Below are 20,049 nucleotides of genomic sequence, written 5' to 3'. Positions count from 1 at the left end.
CTTCAGCGGTCAGCGCGATCGGCACTTTGGCCCATCGCGCGTTGTGTCATCCAGTGCTTGAGGGGGCCGCTGCGGTCAAAGCCGCGCATGCCCCAGTTGCGCAGGTTTTGCCAGACCGGACCGGGCTGGGCAAACAGGCGCTGCAGACCATCGGTGACCAGGCCCATGGCTTGCACATCGGCCTGACGGGCGCGCTCGTAACGGCGCAGCAATTTGATGTCGTGCAGGGGGCGCCAAAACTCTTTGGCTCGGATCACCTGCACCAACTCGGCCACATCGGCCAAGCCCACATTCAGGCCTTGTCCTGCCAAGGGGTGCAAGCTGTGGGCCGCATCGCCTGCCAACGCAAAAGATTGCTTGCTTGTCCCTGGTATCGGGCCGATCCAGCGTTCGGCGCGTGCCAGTTGCAGTGGCCAAACTGCCCGTTCGGCCGACATCTGCATGCCCCCTAAGCGGAGTTCGCAAGCCGAGGCCAGCGCCACCGCAAAGTCTTCGGCCGACATGGCCATCAGTTCTTGCGCCCGCAGCGGGTGCACCGACCACACCAAGGCGACTTCGCGTCCACCTTCTCCGCCCATGGGCAACAGGGCCAAAATTTCGGCTTGTGGCTGGGCCAGACCGGGTACGCGGCTCCAACCAAACCATTGCCGGGCAATACATTGATGAGCATGCTCACAGACCAATCGAGTCGCCAGGGCATGTTGTTCATAATGGGTGATATCAAAGCCCACACCCAACTCGGTGCGTGTCTGGCTGGCGCGGCCTTCGCACACCACCGTCAGTGGGGCTGCCACAGGCGCATTGACCACTTCAATTTTGGTCTGGAATTGCACAGCCGTATTCAAACGCTCCTCGAGATCGGGGACGTCCACCATCCAGTTGAGTTCGGCTACGCCCATCTCGCTGGCAACAAAGTCCAATTGACCCCCTTGGTCGCCCCAAATTTGCATCTGGTGGACCGGTGTGACGGCCGGGCCGTTTGGCCAGCAGCGAAGATCTTGCAGCAAGGCTTTTGCCGCGCCGTTGAGCGAATAGGCGCGCACATCGGGCATATTGGGCTTGTCAGGTGTAGCGACCAAGGTCACATTCAACTGCTCACGGGCCAGCAACACAGCCAAAGTGCGGCCCACAATGCCGGCGCCACGAATGCAAATGTCAGGGTTTAGAGCCATGTTCGCATTGTAGGTGGCGTCCCAAATCGACCCTTGCGCCGGGACTTTGTAACGTGCACAACGGGTGACAGTTCGAGAAGACTGCTGGAGTAGGTTTGACGGGACCTGACCCGGTAAAATATCCGGCTGTCTCCCGACTCACCGAAAGCCCTCCATGAGCCTCCAATGCGGCATCGTGGGTTTGCCCAACGTTGGCAAATCCACCCTTTTCAACGCCCTGACCAAAGCCGGCATTGCCGCTGAAAACTACCCCTTCTGCACGATCGAGCCCAACACCGGCGTGGTCGAAGTGCCCGACACGCGTTTGGCGCAGCTCGCCGAGATCGTGCAGCCCGAGCGCGTGGTGCCAGCGATCGTGGAATTTGTGGACATCGCCGGCTTGGTCGCTGGCGCGAGCACCGGTGAAGGCTTGGGCAACAAGTTCTTGGCCCACATCCGCGAAACCGACGCCATCGTCAACGTGGTGCGTTGTTTTGAAGACCCCAACGTGATCCACGTCGCCAACAAGGTCGATCCGATTGCCGACATCGAAGTCATCCAGACCGAGCTGTGCCTGGCCGATCTGGCCGCTGTCGAAAAAGCCATCCACCGCGTGAGCAAAATTGCCCGCTCGGGCGACAAAGAAGCTGTCAAGCAAATGGCAATTCTGGAGAAGTGCCAAGCCGCGCTCAATGACGCCAAGCCCGTGCGCACCATCGACTTCGGCAAAGAAGAGCAAGCGCAACTCAAGCAGTTTTTCCTCATCACCGCCAAGCCCGCCATGTTCGTGGCCAACGTGTCCGAAGACGGTTTTGAGCACAACCCCTTTCTGGACCGTCTCATGGCCTTTGCCCAAGCGCAAAACGCGCCCGTGGTGGCCATTTGTGCCAAGATCGAAGCCGAGCTGTCCGAGATGGAAGATGCCGACCGCTTGGAGTTCTTGAAGGAAATCGGTCAGGACGAGCCAGGCCTCAACCGCTTGATCCGCGCGGCCTACAAGCTCTTGGGCTTGCAAACCTATTTCACAGCGGGGGTGAAGGAAGTGCGCGCCTGGACCGTTAAAGTGGGGGCCACCGGCCCCCAAGCTGCGGGCGTGATCCACACCGATTTCGAAAAAGGCTATATCCGCGCCCAGACCATCGCATTTGACGACTTCATCGCCTTCAAAGGCGAGCAGGGTGCCAAAGACGCCGGCAAGATGCGCGCCGAAGGCAAGGACTACGTCGTCAAAGACGGCGATGTGATGAACTTCCTGTTCAGTCCTTGATTCTGCATCTTTTGAGGTCAATCCCGGTCTGGTGTCGGGGCAGGGCCTGTTGCTGGATGCGGCGCAGTGGGTCACTGACACACGCCACCACGACAAGCTCAGTGGCTTCGTTCGCCGTGACACGCTGAACGCCAAGCTCAACGAGCGATCCTGTCTCTGATGGTCGGCGAGATCAAGCTGACACCTTCCGTATTGCCCATGCTGCTTGGCCGCAGCCCTTTGTCAATGGGGACTTGGCTCGTGACGGCGCAAATGTTTCGCGCTCATCAGCGCCCGAGCCATTGGACACCATTTGAATGAAGATGCCAACTCAGGGACACCCTGTTCAAGCGCGCAGGTGTCAAAATTGATTGCTCAAGAAGGAGACATCATGGTCACTAACGGAATTTTGAACATCAAGTCGATGCGCTCCCATTGCACCCAGGCTGAATGGCAAGCGCGGGTGGACCTGGCCGCTTGCTACCGACTGGTGGACATTTATGGCATGTCCGACATGATGGCCAACCACATCTCTTCGCGCGTCCCCGGCGAAGAAGGTGCTTTTCTCATCAACGCCTACGGCATGATGTACGAAGAGATCACGGCGTCGAGCCTCATCAAAATTGACCACAATGGCAACATCCTGTCCAAACCCGACTTTGGCGAATTGAACTACGGCATCAACAAAGCCGGCTACGTGATCCACAGCGCGTTGCACGAAGCGCGCCCCGAGGTGGACTGCGTCATCCACACCCACAGCTGGGCCTCCATGGCGGTGTCTTCGCTCGAATGCGGTCTTTTGCCCATCACCCAAACGGCGATGCGGTTCCAGAAAATCGGCTACCACGACTACCAGGGCGTGGTGCTCGATCTGACCGAACAGGCCTCTTTGGTCAAAGACCTGGGGCAGGGTGAGGCGCTGATCTTGCGCAACCATGGCGCCCTCACCGTGGGGCGCAGTGTGGGCGAGGCGTTCAACTGGATGCACCGCCTGGAGCTGGCGTGCCATGCCCAACTGGCGGCCATGGCCTGCCACACGCCTTTCGTCAAAGTCGCACCCGATGTGCTGGAGGAAACCTGGAACAACTACCAGCCCAGCACGCGCAGGCCCTATGGCTTGATGGAGTGGCCAGCCCTGTTGCGCAAACTCGACCGCATGGACCCGAGTTACAAAACATGAGCCATTTATGAACCGGGATGTCATCGTGCGCGATTCGGGGGCCAAAGCCGAATGAGCGATCCGCATGCCCCCCTGCGCATCTTGATGTCCCAGCAGTCCATCGACCGCTGGGGCGCATCGCTTGCGGCCCGGATGGGGCCGCGCCCTTATGAATTGATGTCTTGGGAAGCGGCGACAGCCGAACAACGCACGGATGCCGACGTGGCTTTCATCTCGCGAGAGGTCACAGGCACCTCCACCAAACATGAAATCCATCCGGCCTTGCAGCGGATTTACGCGCTATTGCGCCAGTCGCCAGATCTGCAGTGGGTGCACATCCATTCAGCGGGCGCTGACCGTCAGATTTATCTGGATTTGTTGGCCAGGGGTGTCCAGATAACCACCTCATCCGGCGCGAATGCGCAAGTGGTCGCCACCGTGGCCTTGGCGGGCATGCTGGCGTTGGCGCGCCGTTTCCCTTTGCTCTGGGCCGAACAACAAAACCGCCAATGGATACCAATGATGGGCGCGCGCATGCCCCGCGACTTGCCGGGGCAAACCGCGACCATCGTCGGTTGGGGACCTATTGGCCAAAAACTGGGCAGTTTGCTGCAGGCCTTGGGCCTGCAGGTTGTGGTTGTGCGCCAACAATTGGCCGCACCGCACCACCCGTTGTGCGAAGGCGTTGAGATGGTCACGTTCGAGTCTTGGACCCAGGTGCTGCCCAAAACCGACTGGTTGATCCTGGCCTGCCCCTTGACTTCCAAAACCCGCCAATTGGTCAATGCCTCTGCCCTGGCCGTGTTGCCCCAAGGTGCTCACTTGATCAATGTGGCACGAGGCGAAGTGGTGGACGAACCCGCTTTGGTGTCGGCGTTGCAAAGCGGCCACTTGAGTGGCGCTTTTCTGGATGTGTTTGCGCACGAACCCTTGCCATCCGATTCTCCCTTGTGGGCCATGCCACAAGTCATGATCACGCCGCACGCAGCAGGCCACTCCGATGGCAATGAAACCCGAGTCGGTCAGATGTTCCTGGATAACTTGCGCTGTTGGAATGAAGGCGTTGCCCTGTGTAATTCGGTGGTTTGACCGCTTGCATGGGCAAGGCGACATGGCAAGGTTTTCCCGAGTAGTGAGATGTTTGATTTTTTACATAATTCTTTCGGGTAATTTCTAAGGCAGTTTTTTGATTCCTTCATCCGGAGCGCTTTGTATGAACCATCGTCATGACCCTCGTCGCCGACAATTAGGCTTGGCAACCCTATCAGGCCTTGCGCTTGGGACCTTTGGCACAGCCAGGGCGCAAACTGCGCCTTGGCCAACAGCCAAACCCATTCGCATGATTGTGAATTTTCCTGTGGGCGGCTCGCCAGACTTGGTGGCCCGTGCCGTCTCCACATCGGTGGCACAAGCCTTGGGGCAGCAAATCGTGGTGGACAATCGGGGCGGTGCCGGCGGGATCATCGGTTCGGATTTGGCTGCCAAAAGTGCACCCGATGGTTACACTTTTTTGTGCAGCTCGGGCAGTGGTGCAGCCATCGTGCCTTACATCACACCCAAGATGCCTTTTGACCACGAAAAGGACCTCATCCCGGTGGCGGCCGGCGCACGCTTGGAATTGTTTTTGGTCGTGCGCAGCGATGCCCCCTACAAGACTTATGCTGAGCTCATCGCCCACGCTCATCGAGTTGGGGCTCAAAGGTTTTGATGCTGGCACAACGCATGGTTTCTGGGCTCCAGCAGGCACGCCATCGGCCATCGTGGACCGTGTGAACCGTGAGATCAACCGGGCCTTGATGCTGCCCAGTGCTGTCGAGATCATTCGAAGCATCGGTGCCGAGCCCACGCCCATGTCACCAGCCGAATTTGGGGCGGTCATCAAGGCCGATGCACGTCGTTTTTCCCAAATCATCAGGGACCGCAAAATCCTTGTGGACTGAGCCGTGTTTGTTACAGGGGTGTTGGGGCGGCATCAAAACTGCCCTGGAAACACCCACAGCAAAGCTGATGTCATGAACAGGTAGCGGCCGAATTTGCCAATGGCCATGTACAGCGTGCAGGGCCAAAATGGCAGTTTCAACCAGCCCGCCACCGCACACAGAGGATCGCCAACACCCGGCAGCCAGCTGAGCAAGCAGGCCTTGGGCCCCAACTTTTCCAACCAAACCAGTGCGCGGGCGTGACTGCTCGAATCGCGCCAACGGCCGATTGCATGCCGTGTGCCCCAGCCCATCCACCAACTGAGCATCCCGCCCAAGGTGTTGCCCGCCGTGGCCACCAAAATGGCAGGCCAAAAAAGCCCCAAGTTAAGTTTGACCAAACCAAACACCGCAGGCTCAGAGCCCATCGGCAGCAAGGTGGCCGACACAAAAGCCACCACAAACACGGTGCTCAGGCCGTGCTCGGGCAAAGCCAGCCATTGCATGATGTTGTTGAGCCAGATTTCCATGCCTTCAGTGTAACGAGACCTCTGGTTCTGGGTGCCTCAAAACCTTGGGCAGAAAGACCGGTGGGGCTGGGAAGCTGGCATTTTTGGTGTGACCCAAGTGCTCGGTCAACTCCGCTTCCAAAGCGCGCTCGACGAGGCGCTTGGTCAGCTGCTTGAGCAGGCCGTTCTCGCCAATGAGGGCTTCAGGTTTTTTATAGCCAGTCAGTAGCTGGTCGATCAATTCGTTACTGAGGGTCATGGTTCATCTTTCTGGATGTTCGGCAGTTTCCTGCCATTTGACCGTTTACACAAAATTCCTAGATGCTGGTGGGCGATCCGCACCGCTTCATTCAGGTGATCAGCAATTTTGTCTCCAACGCGGTCAAATTCACCAATCAGGGCCAAATCTGCGTGCGCCTGAGCTCCAGCACCGACCCCGACGGTCGCGCGCGCGTGCGGTGCACGGTGTGCGACACGGGCATCGGTATCAGCGCAGCGGAAGGCCAGCGCTTGTTCAGCGCGTTTTCTCGGGCCGACGTGTCCATGGCCCGCCGTTACGGCGGCAGTGGTTTGGGTCTGGTCATCTCACGCGAGCTGGCGACGCTGATGGGTGGACAAGTGGGTTTCAGCAGCGAACCTGGCCAGGGTTCTTGCTTTTGGTTTGAGGTGTGTGGTGACCGCTGGACAGAGCTGCCAACGGACAAAACAACCAGCGACAATGTTGCACCTGAAACCCTCAATTGCACGGTGCTGATCGCTGAAGACAACGATGTGAACCGCGAAATCCTGGTCACCATGCTCCAGACCGCAGGCTGCCAAGTTGTGCAGGCTCGCGATGGCGCAGAGGTTGTGCGCCTGAGCGCCACCGAAGCCCATGACATTGTGTTGATGGACGTGCAAATGCCCGAGCTCGACGGCATCGCCGCCACCCGCCTCATCCGTGCCCGCGAGTTGTCCATGGGCTTGCCTCGCAAGCCCATCCTGGCCTTGACAGCGAATGCGCTGACCGATGACAAGGCCAATTGTCTGGCCGCTGGCATGGACGACTACCTCACCAAGCCCTTCATGCGCCGCCAAATCGTGGCCTTGATGGGCAAATGGTTGCGCGGCGCGCGCGCCTGAGCCTAAACTAGGCTGCGAGGTGCCGGACATGTGGGCAGCACGGTGCTGTGATTTTGGACTGTCACCCCTAACTGTCAGCTGATGAAACATGGGACCACTACAATCGTGCCTTCGTTTTCATCAAATCAGCCACCCCATACCGCCAACCGTCATGCAGATCGGCCCCTACCCATTGCCGAACAATGTGTTTGTCGCCCCCATGGCGGGTGTGACAGACCGACCGTTTCGCCAGTTGTGCCGACAGTTCGGGGCGGGGTATGCAGTGAGCGAAATGGTGACATCGCGCCCTGACCTTTGGGCGTCATTGAAGACCTCGCGGCGTGCCAACCACGACGGTGAGCCGGGTCCGATCGCGGTCCAAATCGCTGGTACCGAGGCGCAAATGATGGCCGACGCCACGCGCTACAACATTGACCGGGGCGCACAGATCATCGACATCAACATGGGCTGTCCAGCCAAAAAAGTCTGCAACAAATGGGCTGGGTCGGCCCTGATGCAAGACGAGCCGTTGGCGCTTGAGATCATCAGCGCCGTGGTCGAGGCCGCCTTGCCCCACGGCGTGCCTGTGACCCTCAAAATGCGAACCGGCTGGTGCGACACAGAAAAAAATGCCTTGAGTCTGGCCCGTGCCGCCGAAAGCGCGGGGGTGCAAATGGTCACCGTGCACGGCCGTACCCGTGAGCAAGGTTACAAAGGCTGGGCCGAATACGATACCGTGGCCGCCGTCAAGGCGGCGCTGAACATCCCGGTGGTGGCCAATGGCGACATCAATTCGCCTGAGAAAGCCCGCGATGTGCTGAAGTTCACCGGGGCAGATGCTGTGATGGTCGGTCGCGCCGCACAGGGCAGCCCCTGGATCTTCCGCGAGATCGCTCACTTTTTGGCCACGGGCATGCACCTGGCCCCGCCGCTGGTGGCCGAGGTGCGCCGTGCCCTGCTCGAGCACCTGCAAGACCATTACAGCCTGTACGGCGAGTACACCGGTGTGCGCTCGGCGCGCAAGCACATTGGTTGGTATGTGCGACCGCTGCCCGGTGGCGATGATTTTCGAGAGCACATGAACACCCTGAAGACTGCAACGCAACAACTGGCCGCCGTGGCCGCCTATCTGGACGGCCTGGCCGACCGGATGGAGCGCCTGCCCCAGCGCCGTGAGGCCTGCACCGAATTAGAGACCACGCCATGAGCGAACCCCAAGCCATTGAAAACTGCATCCGAGACAACCTGGAAATCTATTTCCGCGACCTGGACGGGACCGATCCCACTGCCCTGTATGACATGCTGGTCAAGCTGGTCGAAAAACCCTTGCTGGATGTGGTGATGACCCATTCGGGCCAAAACCAGTCGCGTGCTGCCGAGTGGTTGGGCTTGAACCGCAATACCCTGCGCAAAAAATTGCTGGAGCACGATCTCCTGAAATGAAACCCGCACTGCGCCCAGGTCCTGGGGACAGTGTTTGGTTGTTTTGCCCCTTATTGGCCTGCCGAGCCGGAACCCTTGACCCCGTCTTGAACCTGAGCCCAGCTTGGACCCGACCTGAACACTGTTGAAGAAAGTCTCTTATGCGCGCCCTCATTTCCGTCTCTGACAAAACCGGCATCGTCGACCTGGCCAAAGCACTGCACGCCCTGGGCGTCGGCCTGATTTCCACCGGCGGCACCGCCAAATTGCTGGCCGAGCAAGGCCTGCCCGTGACCGAGGTGGCCCAAGTCACCGGTTTCCCGGAAATGCTCGATGGCCGTGTCAAAACCCTGCACCCCAAAGTGCACGGCGGCCTGCTGGCGCGCCGCGACTCGCCCGAGCACATGGCGGCTTTGAAGGCGCATAACATCGACACGATTGATTTGTTGATCGTCAACCTCTACCCGTTTGAAGACACCGTGGCCAAGCCCGGTTGCACGCTGGCCGACGCGATTGAAAACATCGACATCGGCGGTCCCGCCATGGTGCGCAGCGCTGCCAAGAACTGGAAAGATGTGGGCATCGTGACCGACGCCAGCCAATACGCCGACGTGATCGCCGAGCTGAGGGCCAGCGGGAAATTGAGCGACAAACTGCGCTTTGCTTTGTCCGTGGCTGCGTTCAACCGCATCAGCCAATACGACGGCGCGATCAGCAACTACTTGTCGAGCGTGAACTTCGAAGCCGAGAAGCTGAGCGAAACCTACGTGCCCGAACGCGCCCAGTTCTCAGGCCAATTCAACGAGCAATACGTCAAGGTGCAAGACCTGCGCTACGGCGAGAACAGCCACCAGCAAGCCGCTTGGTACCGCGACTTGGCACCTGCGGCCGGATCGCTCGCCACCGGCGTGCAGCTGCAAGGCAAAGAGCTGAGCTACAACAACATCGCCGATGCCGATGCGGCGTGGGAATGTGTGAAGAGTTTCGAGGCCACCGCCTGCGTGATCGTCAAACACGCCAACCCCTGCGGCGTGGCCGTTGGCGCAACCGCACTCGAGGCCTACAGCAAGGCTTTCCAAACTGACCCCACCAGCGCCTTCGGCGGCATCATTGCCTTCAACCGCCCTGTGGACAAAGCCGCTGCCGAAGCGGTGAGCAAGCAATTCGTCGAAGTGCTCATGGCCCCCGAATTCAGCGCCGAAGCGTTGGAAATTTTCAAGAGCAAAGTGAATGTGCGCTTGATGAAAATCGCGCTGCCCGCGAACTATGGCCAAGTGCGCAACGCGTTAGAGACCAAACGCGTGGGCTCGGGCCTGTTGCTGCAAAGCGCCGACAACCACGAGTTGGCTTTGGCCGACTTGAAGATCGTCACCGTCAAACAACCCACCCCTGAAGAACTGCACGACCTGCTGTTCGCTTGGAAAGTGGCCAAGTTCGTCAAATCCAACGCCATCGTGTTCTGCAAAAACGGCATGACCATGGGCGTGGGCGCTGGCCAAATGAGCCGCCTCGACTCGGCCCGCATCGCCAGCATCAAGGCCGAAGCGGCCAAGCTCAGCCTGCAACACACCGTGGTGGCGAGCGACGCCTTCTTCCCCTTCCGCGACGGCCTCGATGTGGTGGTGGACGCGGGCGCCACCTGCGTGGTCCAGCCCGGTGGCTCGATGCGAGACCAGGAAGTCATTGACGCCGCCAACGAACGCGGCGTGGCGATGGTGTTCACCGGCGTGCGGCACTTTCGGCATTAAAACCGGTCTGTCATTGCGAGCGAACCGATGTAATCTATGAATCGTTTCGTTTTTGCGGTGACAACCTGAATGGAAATCCGAAACGTAAACTTTGAGCAACGCGGCCTGCCCTCCTGGTATTTGCTGCTGATAACTGTATACTTGTACAGTTAATGCTGTTCTTTGGGGTATATCTATGACGTTCAATTCCATCGAGATTTGTGCAGGTGCAGGCGGTCAAGCGCTGGGATTAGAGCAGGCTGGGTTTGACCATTCTTGCTTGGTCGAAATTGAGGCGCCGGCATGTCAGACTTTGCGTTTCAATCGCCCTCAATGGCATGTGGTGGAAGGCGATTTGCACCATTTTTCAGCCGATAAGTGGCAAGGGCTTGAGCTTCTGGCCGGAGGTGTACCTTGTCCACCCTTTTCCAAAGCAGGCAAACAGCTAGGCAACGATGATGAGCGTGATTTGTTTCCAGAAGCCCTGCGCTTGGTGTCTGAGTGCAAACCACAAGCCGTGATGCTAGAAAACGTTCGCGGCTTGCTTGATTCAGTATTCGATGAATACAGAGCCAAAATCATCAGTGATCTTAAAAAATTAGGCTACATAGCTGAATGGCGCTTACTTAACGCCAGAGATTTTGGCGTTCCTCAACTCAGGCCTCGCGTGGTTTTTGTTGCTTTGAAATCGGATGCATCCAGATTTTTTAACTGGCCGACACCCGATTTACAGCCAGTACTTTCGGTTGGGGAGGCACTTTATGACCTCATGGCTTCCAAGGGATGGCGAGGGGCGAAAGCTTGGCGTGAATTGGCCTGCGACATTGCTCCAACGCTCGTCGGTGGCAGCAAAAAACATGGCGGGCCGGATTTGGGTCCCACTCGCGCAAAAAAAGCATGGGCAACATTGGGCGTGGACGGCAAAGGCATTGCAGATGATGTCCCTGAGCCTAACTTCGTCGGCATGCCGCGATTGACCGTACGCATGGCCGCACGCATTCAGGGTTTTCCAGACCATTGGCAATTCAGCGGTAAAAAAACCGCTGCTTATCGTCAGATTGGCAATGCATTTCCGCCACCTGTAGCTTGTGCTGTGGGCCAGCAAATTCAAATGGCACTCAATGAGGTTGGCAAGACCAAGCTCAAGCGAGCATAAAACTATGACTGTCGAAAAAAAGATCAGGGGCGGTGCAAAGGCCAAGCTTCGCGCGCACTTTCTAGCCAATATCGGTCGTGTTATGGACTCTGATGAGTTGCGTCTTATTGCAGACAACCAATCCGAATGGGCAAGAAGAGTACGTGAGCTGCAAACCGAAGAGGGATACCAGATATTGACGCACAACGACAGAAGTGAGCTCAAGCCCGGTCAATACCTTTTGGAAACGCCAAAGCCCCAACAAGCGTTTGCCAGGGGCTATTTCTAAAGAAACCCGAGCGTTCGTCCTAGATCGCAATGGATTCACCTGCCAAATGTGCGGATCTGTCGCTGGAGAGCAGCATCCTTATGATTCCACGCGAAAAACTCGTTTGCACCTTGGGCATGTTATTGACAAAAGTATGGGGGGTACCGATGACCCTTCTAACCTCCGCGCGATATGCTCGGTCTGCAATGAGGGCGCATCCAACGCCACACTGACCCGGCCCGATCTACAGAAACTGCTGATTCAGGTTCGCCGTGCCACTTCACAAGACCAACTGGAAGTCTTGGGTTGGCTGATGAAGAAATTTCCGAAGCACTCCGAGTCATAGCGCTGTCTGGCCACCTCTGTTGGCTCTCGCGATTAACCGTGAATCATTAGATAGGTTCGATAGTTGACTGGATATTTGCAGATCTAAATTTCCATTTGCACTGCTTGCTGTCTCTGCGCCAGGAGGTCTGAAGAACGCACCGTCATTGATGACCTCGTTGTCACAAGCTTTGTCCGGATTTATTTGAGTATCGGTAGTCCCTAGCACTGGTGGCCCGTCTTGTCGAGCGTCTAGCGCTAACACACCGTCCAAACCATCTCTTTGCGGTACGATTCCCTCTCTTTATTGAATTCGCTCAACCAACTAGGACGTCTGCCGTTTGAACTTCTCTGAACTGGGCTTGATAGTCCCCCTGCAGCGCGCCGTGACGGACATGGGCTTGTACGCCCCCACACCCATCCAGGCCGAGGCAATTCCAGCGGTTCTGAAATCTGCCGACGTGTGGGCCACTGCGCCCACCGGTTCGGGCAAGACGCTGGCTTTTGCATTGCCGCTGTTGCAGCACTTGTTGGCCGCGCCGCGCCAGACCAATTTCCGTCGCCCCGTGCGCACCCTGGTGCTGGTGCCCACGCGCGAGCTGGCGGTGCAAGTGGGCGATGTGCTGGCCAATCTGGCCTACAAGCTGCCTCAATCGCTCAAGGTGATCACCGTGTTTGGCGGTGTGTCGGTCAACCCGCAAATGATGGCGCTGCGTGGCGGTGCCGACATCGTGGTCGCCACGCCGGGACGCCTGCTCGATTTGATCGACCAAAACGCTGTGCGCCTGGCCGATGTGCAGCACTTGGTGCTGGACGAAGCCGACCGCCTGCTGGATTTGGGTTTTGCCGACGAGTTGCAACGCGTGCTGGCGCTGTTGCCTGCGAAGCGGCAGACCCTGTTGTTCTCGGCGACCTTTGCACCCGAGGTTGAAGCCTTGGCGGCCAAGCTGCTGCGTGAGCCGGTGCGCATCACCGTGGAAGCCTTTGAGGGCCACAAGCCCGACATTAGGCAACGCGCCATCAGCGTGGATGAAAAAAGCCGCACCAGCTTGCTGCGTCACTTGATCAGCGAAAACGGCTGGAAACAGGTGCTGGTGTTTGTGGCCACGCGCTACGCCTGCGAGCATGTGGCGAACAAGCTCTACAAAGCGGGTGTGTTTGCCACGCCGTTTCATGGCGAGATGAGCCAGGGGGCAAGGCAAGAGGTGCTGAGTGAATTCAAGGCCGGCCGTTGGGACGTGATGGTCACCACCGACCTGGCCTCACGCGGCATCGACATCGCCATGCTGCCCGTGGTGGTCAACTACGACCTGCCGCGTTCGGCCACTGACTACACCCACCGCATCGGCCGCACGGGCAGAGCGGGGGAGCACGGCGACGCGGTGAGCTTTGTCACCGCAGCAGCGCTCTCGCATTGGCAGCTGATCCAGAAACGCGAAAGCCTGGAACTCGCTTTGGAGCAAATCCCAGGCTTTGAGCAGACCGAAACCCCCCCACCACCATCACCCGGCAATGGGGGAATCAAGGGCTCCCGGCCCAGCAAGAAAGACAAGTTGCGGGCGGCAGGTCTGCTTTGAAGAGGTGCCGAGTCGCGTTTATATCGAAATTAAACAAATTAAGCCAAGTGCTTATAAATGTTCGACCTCGTACTTGAACCCGCCAACCGTTGAATAAAAAATCACTTTTTATTCAATATTGAGCGTCTTGCTGAGGTTCTTCGTAGTCGTCTTTTGCCTTGAGCACCCGAACGCCGTGCTTGCTCAAAATCTCGACGTAGACCGAGGTGGCACCCGCTTTTGCAGCGGCGTCCACGGCTTCGATCACACCACTCACGCGCACCACTTCGGCGCTGTCGGCGCTCAGGCCCACTTTGCAGTCAAAGTCCCAAAAGTCCACGCCTTTGGGCACATCGCGGTTGCGCTCGCGCTTGAAGTATTTGCGGATCTCGTGCTTGACGGCCTCGAGCACACGGTCGGGGTGCTTGCCTTCGGCTTGCAGGGGGAAGTTCTTTTTCATGGGGGCTCTCGTTGGCGGGGCAATCGCCCGGTCCGGACGTGATGCAGTGCTGGATTATCGTTGGTTTGCTGGGCCAGCTCAGGGCTGGCAAACGGTGGGATGGGTTGGGTTCTTGCATTTTTTGATGCGTTCATGTAAAAATGCAAATATGCGAACCTCACTTGATTTCCCCGATGCGCTGTTCAAGCACCTCAAAACCCGGGCCGCCCAAGAGGGCCGAACCCTTCGCGACCTGGTCATTGAGCTGGTGGAACGGGGCTTGACTGCCCGTGAGGTGGTGGACCCGCAAAAGCGGTTTGAGGCGAGGCCACTGATCATTCCAAACCAGGGTCCATTGCCGCTGCATCTGAGCAAAATGACCAATGCCGATTTGTATGAATTGATCAACGAGGAAGATGATGAGCGAACCATCAAGCTCTTGGGGCGTGGCTGAAGCATCTGCCAACTGGCGTTTGGCCTCGGGCGACTTGCTCGATGTCAATGTGTGGGTGGGTTTGTGCAGCGCTGCGCACCCGTTTCACAATTCGGCCATGCGCTATTGGCGATCGGTATGTGAAGCTGATACACCTTTGTGGTTTTGCCGCAGCACCATGATGGGTTTGGTGCGCGTGCTGTCGCAGCCCCGCGCGATGGGCCCCAATGTGTTGAATCTGGCGCAGGCCATGGCCATGTACCGCCAATGGCTGGAGACGCCTGCCGTGGGTTTGCTGGCCGACCCACCCGGTTTGGATGACACCATTGCGCAGTTACTGGGGCGTCGCGGTGAGCCCCAGCCCATTCGCTTATGGACCGATATGTGCCTGGCTGCCACAGCCCAAAGCGCTGGCCTGCGCATGGTCACGTTTGACCGTGACTTTGAGCGTTTCGGGCTAACGCGCTGCCTGGTGTTGCCCACAGACTCCGGCACCCACACCAACCTAGACAGTGCGCCCTGAGGGCGCTCACATCAGTCGGCTTTGATGCCTTGGTCCTTGATCAGGCGGGCCCAGCGATCGGCATCGCGCTCGACCAGTTGGGCAAAGGCTTGCGGCGTGCTGCCGCTCGGGTCCATGCCTTGCGAGACAAATGCCTTTTTGACGTCGTCGCCGCTCAGCAGTTGGTTGATCTCGCGGTTGTAGAGGTTGACGATATCAGCCGGTGTGCCTTTGGGGGCAAAGATGCCGTACCACATGTCCACGTTCACATTGCCCGCTTTGGCTTCGGCCAGGGTGGGCAGGTCGGGCAGCAGGGCGTGGCGCTTGTCACTGCCAATGCCCAGTGCCACCAGCCGACCGGAGCGGATGTGCGGCAAGGCCACATGGATGGGCAAGAACATCGCGTCCACCTAGCCGCCGAGCAAATCGGTCACGGCCGGGCCGGTGCCCCGATAGGGAATGTGCGTCAGAAAAACCCGGGCGGTGTTTTTGAACAACTCCATCGACAAATGGTGCGGTGTGCCCACACCGGGTGATGCGTAATTGAGCCGCCCCGGTTGCTGTCGCGCTGCTTGCACCAATTCGCCAGCATTCTTGTAGCCGGTTTTAGGGTGCGTCACCAGCAGCAGTTGTCCCCAGCTGGTTTGCGACACGGCGCTCAGGTCTTTCACCGCGTCAAAACTCAGGCCTGGGTACAACGCCCGGTTCATGACCAAGGTGTTGACGCTCACCAATAAGGTAGCGCCATCGGGCGCGGCCCGCACCACGGCTTCGGTGCCAATGTTGCCGGAGGCGCCCACACGGTTTTCCACCACCACCGGGCGGTTCAGGCGCTGCGAGAGTTTGGGCCCCAAGGTGCGAGCGATCAGGTCGATGCCGGTGCCGGGGGTGAAGGGCACGATCAGCTTGAGTGGTGTTGGGGTGGCCGCAGTTTGCGCCCAGGCCAAAGGGGCAGTCCCCAGACTCAAAAGGCTGGCGCCCAGCAAGGTGTTCAGTTGGCGGCGTGATGAGTTCATCGGGGGGTCTCCATGGGTCTTCGGTCAATCGTCCATTATTGGTGAGCCCAGAGGCGCTGTGCACCCATGGAATCCCTGCACTTGTCGTGTGCCTCGCCCATCGCCCACAGGGTGGGCTCCCACAAAGTCAGAGGGTTTTGAACACATCAGCCGCCACCCGCACCGTCTCAGCGATGTCGGCTTCGGTGTGGGCGGCGCTGACAAAACCCGCTTCGTACAAAGCGGGTGCGATGTAGACACCGCCGTCCAATAAACCGTGGAAAAGCTTGTTGAACTTGGGGCTGTCACTGGTCATGACCAGGGCGTAGTTTTGCGCCAACTCGGGAAGCAAGAAGAAACCAAACATGCCGCCTTGGCAGTCGGCGCTGAAGGGCACGCCGGCATTGGCCGCAGCGCCTTTGAGACCATCGACCAGGCTTTGCGTGCGGGCGCCCAGCGCTTCAAAAAAGCCGGGCTTGGCGATCTCGCGCAGCGTGGTCAGGCCGCAGGCCGTGGCCACCGGGTTGCCGCTGAGCGTGCCCGCCTGGTACACCGGGCCGGTGGGGGCCAGTTGGCGCATGATCTCGCGCGGGCCACCAAAGGCGGCCAGCGGCATGCCGCCGCCAATCACCTTGCCCAGCACCGTCATGTCGGGCTTGAAGCCGGGAATGGCTTTGGCGTACACGCTTTGGGCGCTGCCCAAGGCCACGCGGAAACCGGACATGACTTCGTCAAACACCAGCAGCGCGCCGTACTCGGTGCACAGCTCGCGGCAGCGCGTCATGAAAGGCACGCTGGCGCGGACAAAGTTCATGTTGCCCGCAATGGGTTCAATCATCACGCAGGCCAGCTCCTTGCCGTGCAGAGCAAAGGCCTCTTCCAGCTGCTGAATGTTGTTGTACTCCAGCACCAGGGTGTCGCGCACCACTTCGGGCGGCACGCCTGCGCTGGTGGGGTTGCCAAAGGTGGCCAGGCCCGAGCCGGCTTTGACCAGCAGCGCATCGGCATGGCCGTGGTAGCAGCCTTCAAACTTGATGAACTTGCTGCGGCCGGTGGCCCCGCGAGCCAGACGCAGCGCGCTCATGCCCGCTTCGGTGCCTGAGCTGACCAGGCGCACCATTTCCATGGACGGCACATGCTTGAGGATTTCTTCGGCCAGCTCGATCTCGCGTTCGGTGGGGGCACCAAACGAGAAGCCGTCGAGGGCCGCTTTTTGCACCGCTTCGAGCACAGCGGGGTGGCCGTGGCCCAGGATCATGGGGCCCCAAGAGCCGATGTAATCGATGTATTTCTGGCCATTGGCGTCCCAAAAATAGGCGCCTTGGGCGCGCTGCACAAAGCGCGGCGTGCCGCCCACGGCGCGAAAGGCGCGCACGGGGGAGTTGACCCCACCGGGAATCACTTGGGCGGCGCGGTCAAACAGGGCTTGGTTGCGGTCGGTCATGTCGGGTCTCAGTGTTTGGTTTCGTTGAAAGGCACTTCAAAATAATCCCCTCCGGGGTGCACTTCAGGGCCATCGTCGTCGGTTTCTTCGCCTTCAGGCAGGGCCCAGAACAGGCGGTCCGGAATGACTTGGCCCATGCCGGGCCGAAAGCCTTCGTCCAGGCACCGGTCTAAATAGTGCAGCGCTTCGCTGGTGGCTTCGGGCAGGTCCATGCCGGTGGCCAGCAAGGCGGCCAAAGCGGCGGTGAGTGTGTCGCCCGCACCTGCAAAAACCGCCTCGATGCGTTCAAACTTTTCGTGGGTCAGCACGGTTTCGGGCGAGGCCAGCACATTGTCGATGTGTTGCTCGGGCAAGGGCAGCCCGGTCACCAAGGTGTAGGGCACGCCCAGCTCGGCTGCTGCTTTGGCGATGTCGCGCGGGCCAGGGTTGCGATCGCCGCTCCAGTCGGGCAGCAGCCAGCGGCGCAGCGTGCTGTGGTGGCCCACCAACACGCTGGTTTGGGGCAGCAGCAGTTCGCGAAAAGCGTCCAAATAGGCGTCGATCTTGTCTTCTTCCCACCACGACAAGTTGGGCATGTAGGCCACGACCGGCACGCCGTCGTAGTCGTCCGACAACTCGGCGATCACCGCCAAACTCTCGGGCGTGCCGACGAAGCCCACTTTGATGACCTGCACGGGCACGTCTTCGGCCATAGCGCGTGCTTGATCGTGCACGGCCTCGTCGTCTAGGGGGTAGAAATCGGTGATGCTGGTGGTGTCGCGCACGTAAGTGCCGGTGCAAATCGGCATGCAGTGGGCACCTACCGAAGCCATGGCCACCGCGTCGCAGCTCAAGCCGCCAGCGCCGCTGGGGTCATTCGCGTTAAAGGAAAGCACACAGGCCAAAGAGGCCGTTTCTTCTTCGGCCAGGACCTGCTCAATGTCGGGGGTTTCAGGGCTGGAGTCGGTCATTCAAAAGTCGAATCTCAGGGGCTTCGGGTCCGCTTTGCGGGCTGCCGGTGGGCGGGCCGATACAATCAAAACATTCTATTCGACTCTCTGAATGCGACACGGTGATGGAACACAAAACTTGGATGTGCTTGATTTGCGGCTGGATTTACGACGAGGCCGCAGGTGACCCCGATAGCGGCATCGCCCCTGGCACCAAATGGGAAGACGTGCCCATGAATTGGACATGCCCCGAATGCGCGGCCCGCAAGGAAGATTTCGAGATGGTCGCCATCTGATCAGTCGGCGCTTTTCTTGACCACCGCATACCGGGCCAGCGTTTTCTCGCGGGCTTCGGGGTGGTCAACGATGGGGGCAGGGTAAGTCTTGCCAACCACCACCCCCGCCGCTTGCAATTCCATGGGTTTGGCCAGCCAGGGGGCGTGCAACGCGGCCGTGGGCAGGGCCGCCAACTCGGGCACATAGCGGCGGATGAACTTTCCCTCGGGGTCAAATTTTTCGCTTTGGCTGATCGGGTTGAAGATGCGAAAGTAGGGCTGCGCGTCACACCCGCTGGAGCTGGCCCACTGCCAGCCGCCGTTGTTGGCCGACAGGTCAAAGTCGTTCAGGTGGGTAGCAAAGTACTTTTCGCCCCAGCGCCAGTCGATGCCCAAATCCTTGACCAAAAAGCTCGCCACCACCATGCGCAGGCGGTTGTGCATGTAGCCCGTCTGGTTGATCTGGCGCATGGCCGCGTCCACCAGCGGGTAACCGGTACGCGCTTCGCACCAAGCGTCAAACAACTTGTGGGCGTGGGGGCCATGTTCCCAGCGGATGGCGTCGTAGTCGGGCTTGAAGCTTTTGCCTTGGCCCACATGGGCAAAGTTGTGCAGCACCTGCACATAAAAGTCGCGCCAAATCAACTCTGACAGCCACACACTGGCCCCCGTGCTGCCCGCCAGCATGCGTGGATGCGCCTCGCGGGCCAGTTGGCGGATCGACACGGTGCCAAAGCGCAAATGCACGCTCAGGTAACTGGGGCCTTTGACGGCCGGAAAGTTGCGTGTGTCTTCGTACTGGTCAATGCGGGTCAAAAAGTCTTGCAGCAAGGCCTGCGCGCCCGACTCCCCCGTGGGGATTTTCAGGGCCTGCAGGTTGGTGGGCTCAAAGCCCATGTCGTGCAGGCTGGGCACCGGATGCGCCAAATCATCGGGGCGCGGGGCCAGCCGTTTAGCCAGTGCGGCCACCTCGAAAGCCTGCAGGTCTTCGGGCGTGACTTTTTTCAACCAGGCGTTTTTGTAGGGCGTGAAGACGCTGAAGGGCTTGGCCATTTGGGTCAGCACCTCGTGGCGCTCAAACACCACATGGTCCTTGAAGGTGTGCAGCACGATGCCGTGGTCGGCCAGATGGCCGCGCACTTGGATGTCGCGCGCCAGCGCCAGGGGCTCGTCGTCGTGGTTGGCAAACACCACTTGGGCCTGCAGGTGCTGGGCCAGTTTGACGATTTTGTCCTTGGCCACGCCGTGGCGCACGATCAGGCCCGCCTGCGGGTGGCCCGACATTTCCCGCAAACGGACATCGACTTCGACCAGAGACTCGCGGATGAACTCGACCCGGCGGTCGGCGCGGGGCAGAGCGTCCAGAATTTCGGTGTCGAACACAAAGACCACATGCACCCGCTGACAGTGCTGCAAGGCATGGTGCAGGGCTGCGTGGTCACTCACGCGCAGGTCGCGCCGCAGCCAGACCAGGCCACAAGAAAAAGGGGTTTCCATCGGGGTTTGCCGGTTTGA

22 protein-coding genes and 2 pseudogenes are annotated in these 20,049 nt (G+C 59.4%); 16 read left to right on the top strand and 8 right to left on the bottom strand.

Annotation, left to right across the window (positions count from 1 at the left end; all coding sequences use genetic code 11):
• Positions 1-2: 2 nt before the first annotated feature.
• A complete protein-coding gene (locus tag HEQ17_RS10775; protein WP_296292746.1) occupies positions 3-1,172 on the bottom strand; it encodes an FAD-dependent monooxygenase in 1,170 nt (389 codons plus the stop codon).
• Positions 1,173-1,326: 154 nt separating this feature from the next.
• Between HEQ17_RS10775 and ychF the strand changes: the two genes are divergently transcribed.
• From ychF to HEQ17_RS10750, 5 genes are all read left to right on the top strand, one after another.
• Entirely contained in the window at positions 1,327-2,418 is a 1,092-nt protein-coding gene (gene ychF / locus HEQ17_RS10770; RefSeq protein ID WP_296292745.1) for a redox-regulated ATPase YchF, read from the top strand.
• Between the two features lie 370 nt (positions 2,419-2,788).
• A complete protein-coding gene (locus HEQ17_RS10765) occupies positions 2,789-3,577 on the top strand; it encodes a class II aldolase/adducin family protein (protein WP_296292744.1) in 789 nt (262 codons plus the stop codon).
• A 51-nt stretch (positions 3,578-3,628) separates the two neighbouring features.
• Positions 3,629-4,645 carry a D-2-hydroxyacid dehydrogenase gene (locus HEQ17_RS10760; protein ID WP_296292743.1) on the top strand — a complete coding sequence of 339 codons (1,017 nt, stop codon included), beginning with the start codon at positions 3,629-3,631 and terminating at the stop codon, positions 4,643-4,645.
• A 250-nt stretch (positions 4,646-4,895) separates the two neighbouring features.
• Positions 4,896-5,264 (top strand): tripartite tricarboxylate transporter substrate-binding protein, encoded by a 369-nt coding sequence (locus tag HEQ17_RS10755; protein ID WP_296292742.1) that lies wholly within the window; start codon positions 4,896-4,898, stop codon positions 5,262-5,264.
• Complete coding sequence (locus HEQ17_RS10750; protein WP_296292741.1) at positions 5,215-5,496, top strand: tripartite tricarboxylate transporter substrate-binding protein; 282 nt, start codon at positions 5,215-5,217, stop codon at positions 5,494-5,496. The genes HEQ17_RS10755 and HEQ17_RS10750 overlap by 50 nt, the downstream gene beginning before the upstream one ends.
• Positions 5,497-5,528: 32 nt before the next feature.
• On the opposite strand, the gene HEQ17_RS10745 is transcribed toward HEQ17_RS10750, so the two are convergent.
• Both HEQ17_RS10745 and HEQ17_RS10740 read right to left on the bottom strand, forming a co-directional pair.
• A complete protein-coding gene (locus tag HEQ17_RS10745; protein ID WP_296292740.1) occupies positions 5,529-6,005 on the bottom strand; it encodes a YqaA family protein in 477 nt (158 codons plus the stop codon).
• Positions 6,006-6,087: 82 nt separating this feature from the next.
• A pseudogene (locus HEQ17_RS10740) lies at positions 6,088-6,243 on the bottom strand (IS256 family transposase); the annotation flags it as partial.
• Positions 6,244-6,305: 62 nt separating this feature from the next.
• Here HEQ17_RS10740 and HEQ17_RS10735 point away from each other — a divergent pair.
• The 8 genes from HEQ17_RS10735 to HEQ17_RS10705 all read left to right on the top strand — a co-directional run bounded on the left by HEQ17_RS10735 (position 6,306) and on the right by HEQ17_RS10705 (position 13,538).
• Positions 6,306-7,106: an ATP-binding protein gene (locus tag HEQ17_RS10735; RefSeq protein WP_296292739.1), complete on the top strand. Its 801-nt coding sequence runs from the start codon at positions 6,306-6,308 to the stop codon at positions 7,104-7,106.
• A gap of 151 nt (positions 7,107-7,257) precedes the next feature.
• Positions 7,258-8,292: a tRNA dihydrouridine synthase DusB gene (dusB, locus tag HEQ17_RS10730; RefSeq protein WP_296292738.1), complete on the top strand. Its 1,035-nt coding sequence runs from the start codon at positions 7,258-7,260 to the stop codon at positions 8,290-8,292.
• On the top strand, positions 8,289-8,528 hold the full coding sequence (locus HEQ17_RS10725) for a helix-turn-helix domain-containing protein (RefSeq protein WP_296292737.1): 240 nt from the start codon (positions 8,289-8,291) through the stop codon (positions 8,526-8,528). Before dusB ends, HEQ17_RS10725 begins: the two co-directional genes overlap by 4 nt.
• A 140-nt stretch (positions 8,529-8,668) precedes the next feature.
• A complete protein-coding gene (purH, locus tag HEQ17_RS10720) occupies positions 8,669-10,255 on the top strand; it encodes a bifunctional phosphoribosylaminoimidazolecarboxamide formyltransferase/IMP cyclohydrolase (protein ID WP_296292736.1) in 1,587 nt (528 codons plus the stop codon).
• A 175-nt stretch (positions 10,256-10,430) separates the two neighbouring features.
• The gene (locus tag HEQ17_RS10715; RefSeq protein WP_296292735.1) at positions 10,431-11,390 is read left to right on the top strand and encodes a DNA cytosine methyltransferase; all 960 of its coding nucleotides are present in this window, start codon (positions 10,431-10,433) and stop codon (positions 11,388-11,390) included.
• Positions 11,391-11,394: 4 nt separating this feature from the next.
• Positions 11,395-11,658 (top strand): hypothetical protein, encoded by a 264-nt coding sequence (locus HEQ17_RS10710; RefSeq protein ID WP_296292734.1) that lies wholly within the window; start codon positions 11,395-11,397, stop codon positions 11,656-11,658.
• Between the two features lie 46 nt (positions 11,659-11,704).
• Positions 11,705-11,983 carry an HNH endonuclease signature motif containing protein gene (locus HEQ17_RS16055; protein WP_366938040.1) on the top strand — a complete coding sequence of 93 codons (279 nt, stop codon included), beginning with the start codon at positions 11,705-11,707 and terminating at the stop codon, positions 11,981-11,983.
• A 373-nt stretch (positions 11,984-12,356) separates the two neighbouring features.
• Entirely contained in the window at positions 12,357-13,538 is a 1,182-nt protein-coding gene (locus HEQ17_RS10705; protein WP_296293732.1) for a DEAD/DEAH box helicase, read from the top strand.
• 112 nt (positions 13,539-13,650) lie between these two features.
• Here the strand turns inward: HEQ17_RS10705 and HEQ17_RS10700 are convergent, their stop codons facing one another.
• Positions 13,651-13,977 (bottom strand): DUF6172 family protein, encoded by a 327-nt coding sequence (locus tag HEQ17_RS10700; RefSeq protein WP_296292733.1) that lies wholly within the window; start codon positions 13,975-13,977, stop codon positions 13,651-13,653.
• 148 nt (positions 13,978-14,125) lie between these two features.
• Here HEQ17_RS10700 and HEQ17_RS10695 point away from each other — a divergent pair, with 148 nt between their 5' ends.
• Positions 14,126-14,410 (top strand): hypothetical protein, encoded by a 285-nt coding sequence (locus HEQ17_RS10695; protein ID WP_296292732.1) that lies wholly within the window; start codon positions 14,126-14,128, stop codon positions 14,408-14,410.
• Positions 14,376-14,912, top strand: coding sequence for a TA system VapC family ribonuclease toxin (locus HEQ17_RS10690; RefSeq protein WP_296292731.1), 537 nt, complete (start codon positions 14,376-14,378; stop codon positions 14,910-14,912). The genes HEQ17_RS10695 and HEQ17_RS10690 overlap by 35 nt, the downstream gene beginning before the upstream one ends.
• A gap of 11 nt (positions 14,913-14,923) precedes the next feature.
• Here the strand turns inward: HEQ17_RS10690 and HEQ17_RS10685 are convergent.
• The 3 genes and pseudogenes from HEQ17_RS10685 to HEQ17_RS10675 all read right to left on the bottom strand — a co-directional run bounded on the left by HEQ17_RS10685 (position 14,924) and on the right by HEQ17_RS10675 (position 18,280).
• Positions 14,924-15,838, bottom strand: a pseudogene (locus HEQ17_RS10685) (tripartite tricarboxylate transporter substrate binding protein).
• A gap of 196 nt (positions 15,839-16,034) precedes the next feature.
• Positions 16,035-17,330: a glutamate-1-semialdehyde 2,1-aminomutase gene (hemL, locus tag HEQ17_RS10680; protein ID WP_296292730.1), complete on the bottom strand. Its 1,296-nt coding sequence runs from the start codon at positions 17,328-17,330 to the stop codon at positions 16,035-16,037.
• An 8-nt stretch (positions 17,331-17,338) separates the two neighbouring features.
• Entirely contained in the window at positions 17,339-18,280 is a 942-nt protein-coding gene (locus HEQ17_RS10675) for a bifunctional hydroxymethylpyrimidine kinase/phosphomethylpyrimidine kinase (protein ID WP_296292729.1), read from the bottom strand.
• Between the two features lie 104 nt (positions 18,281-18,384).
• On the opposite strand from HEQ17_RS10675, the gene HEQ17_RS10670 reads away from it, so the two are divergent.
• Complete coding sequence (locus HEQ17_RS10670; protein WP_296292728.1) at positions 18,385-18,555, top strand: rubredoxin; 171 nt, start codon at positions 18,385-18,387, stop codon at positions 18,553-18,555.
• Here the strand turns inward: HEQ17_RS10670 and HEQ17_RS10665 are convergent, their stop codons facing one another.
• Positions 18,556-20,031, bottom strand: coding sequence for a deoxyribodipyrimidine photo-lyase (locus tag HEQ17_RS10665; RefSeq protein ID WP_296292727.1), 1,476 nt, complete (start codon positions 20,029-20,031; stop codon positions 18,556-18,558).
• Positions 20,032-20,049: the final 18 nt, after the last annotated feature.

The organism is Limnohabitans sp. (assembly GCF_023910625.1).
Taxonomy (GTDB): domain Bacteria; phylum Pseudomonadota; class Gammaproteobacteria; order Burkholderiales; family Burkholderiaceae_C; genus Limnohabitans_A.
This window is presented reverse-complemented; position numbering and strand designations above follow the sequence as displayed.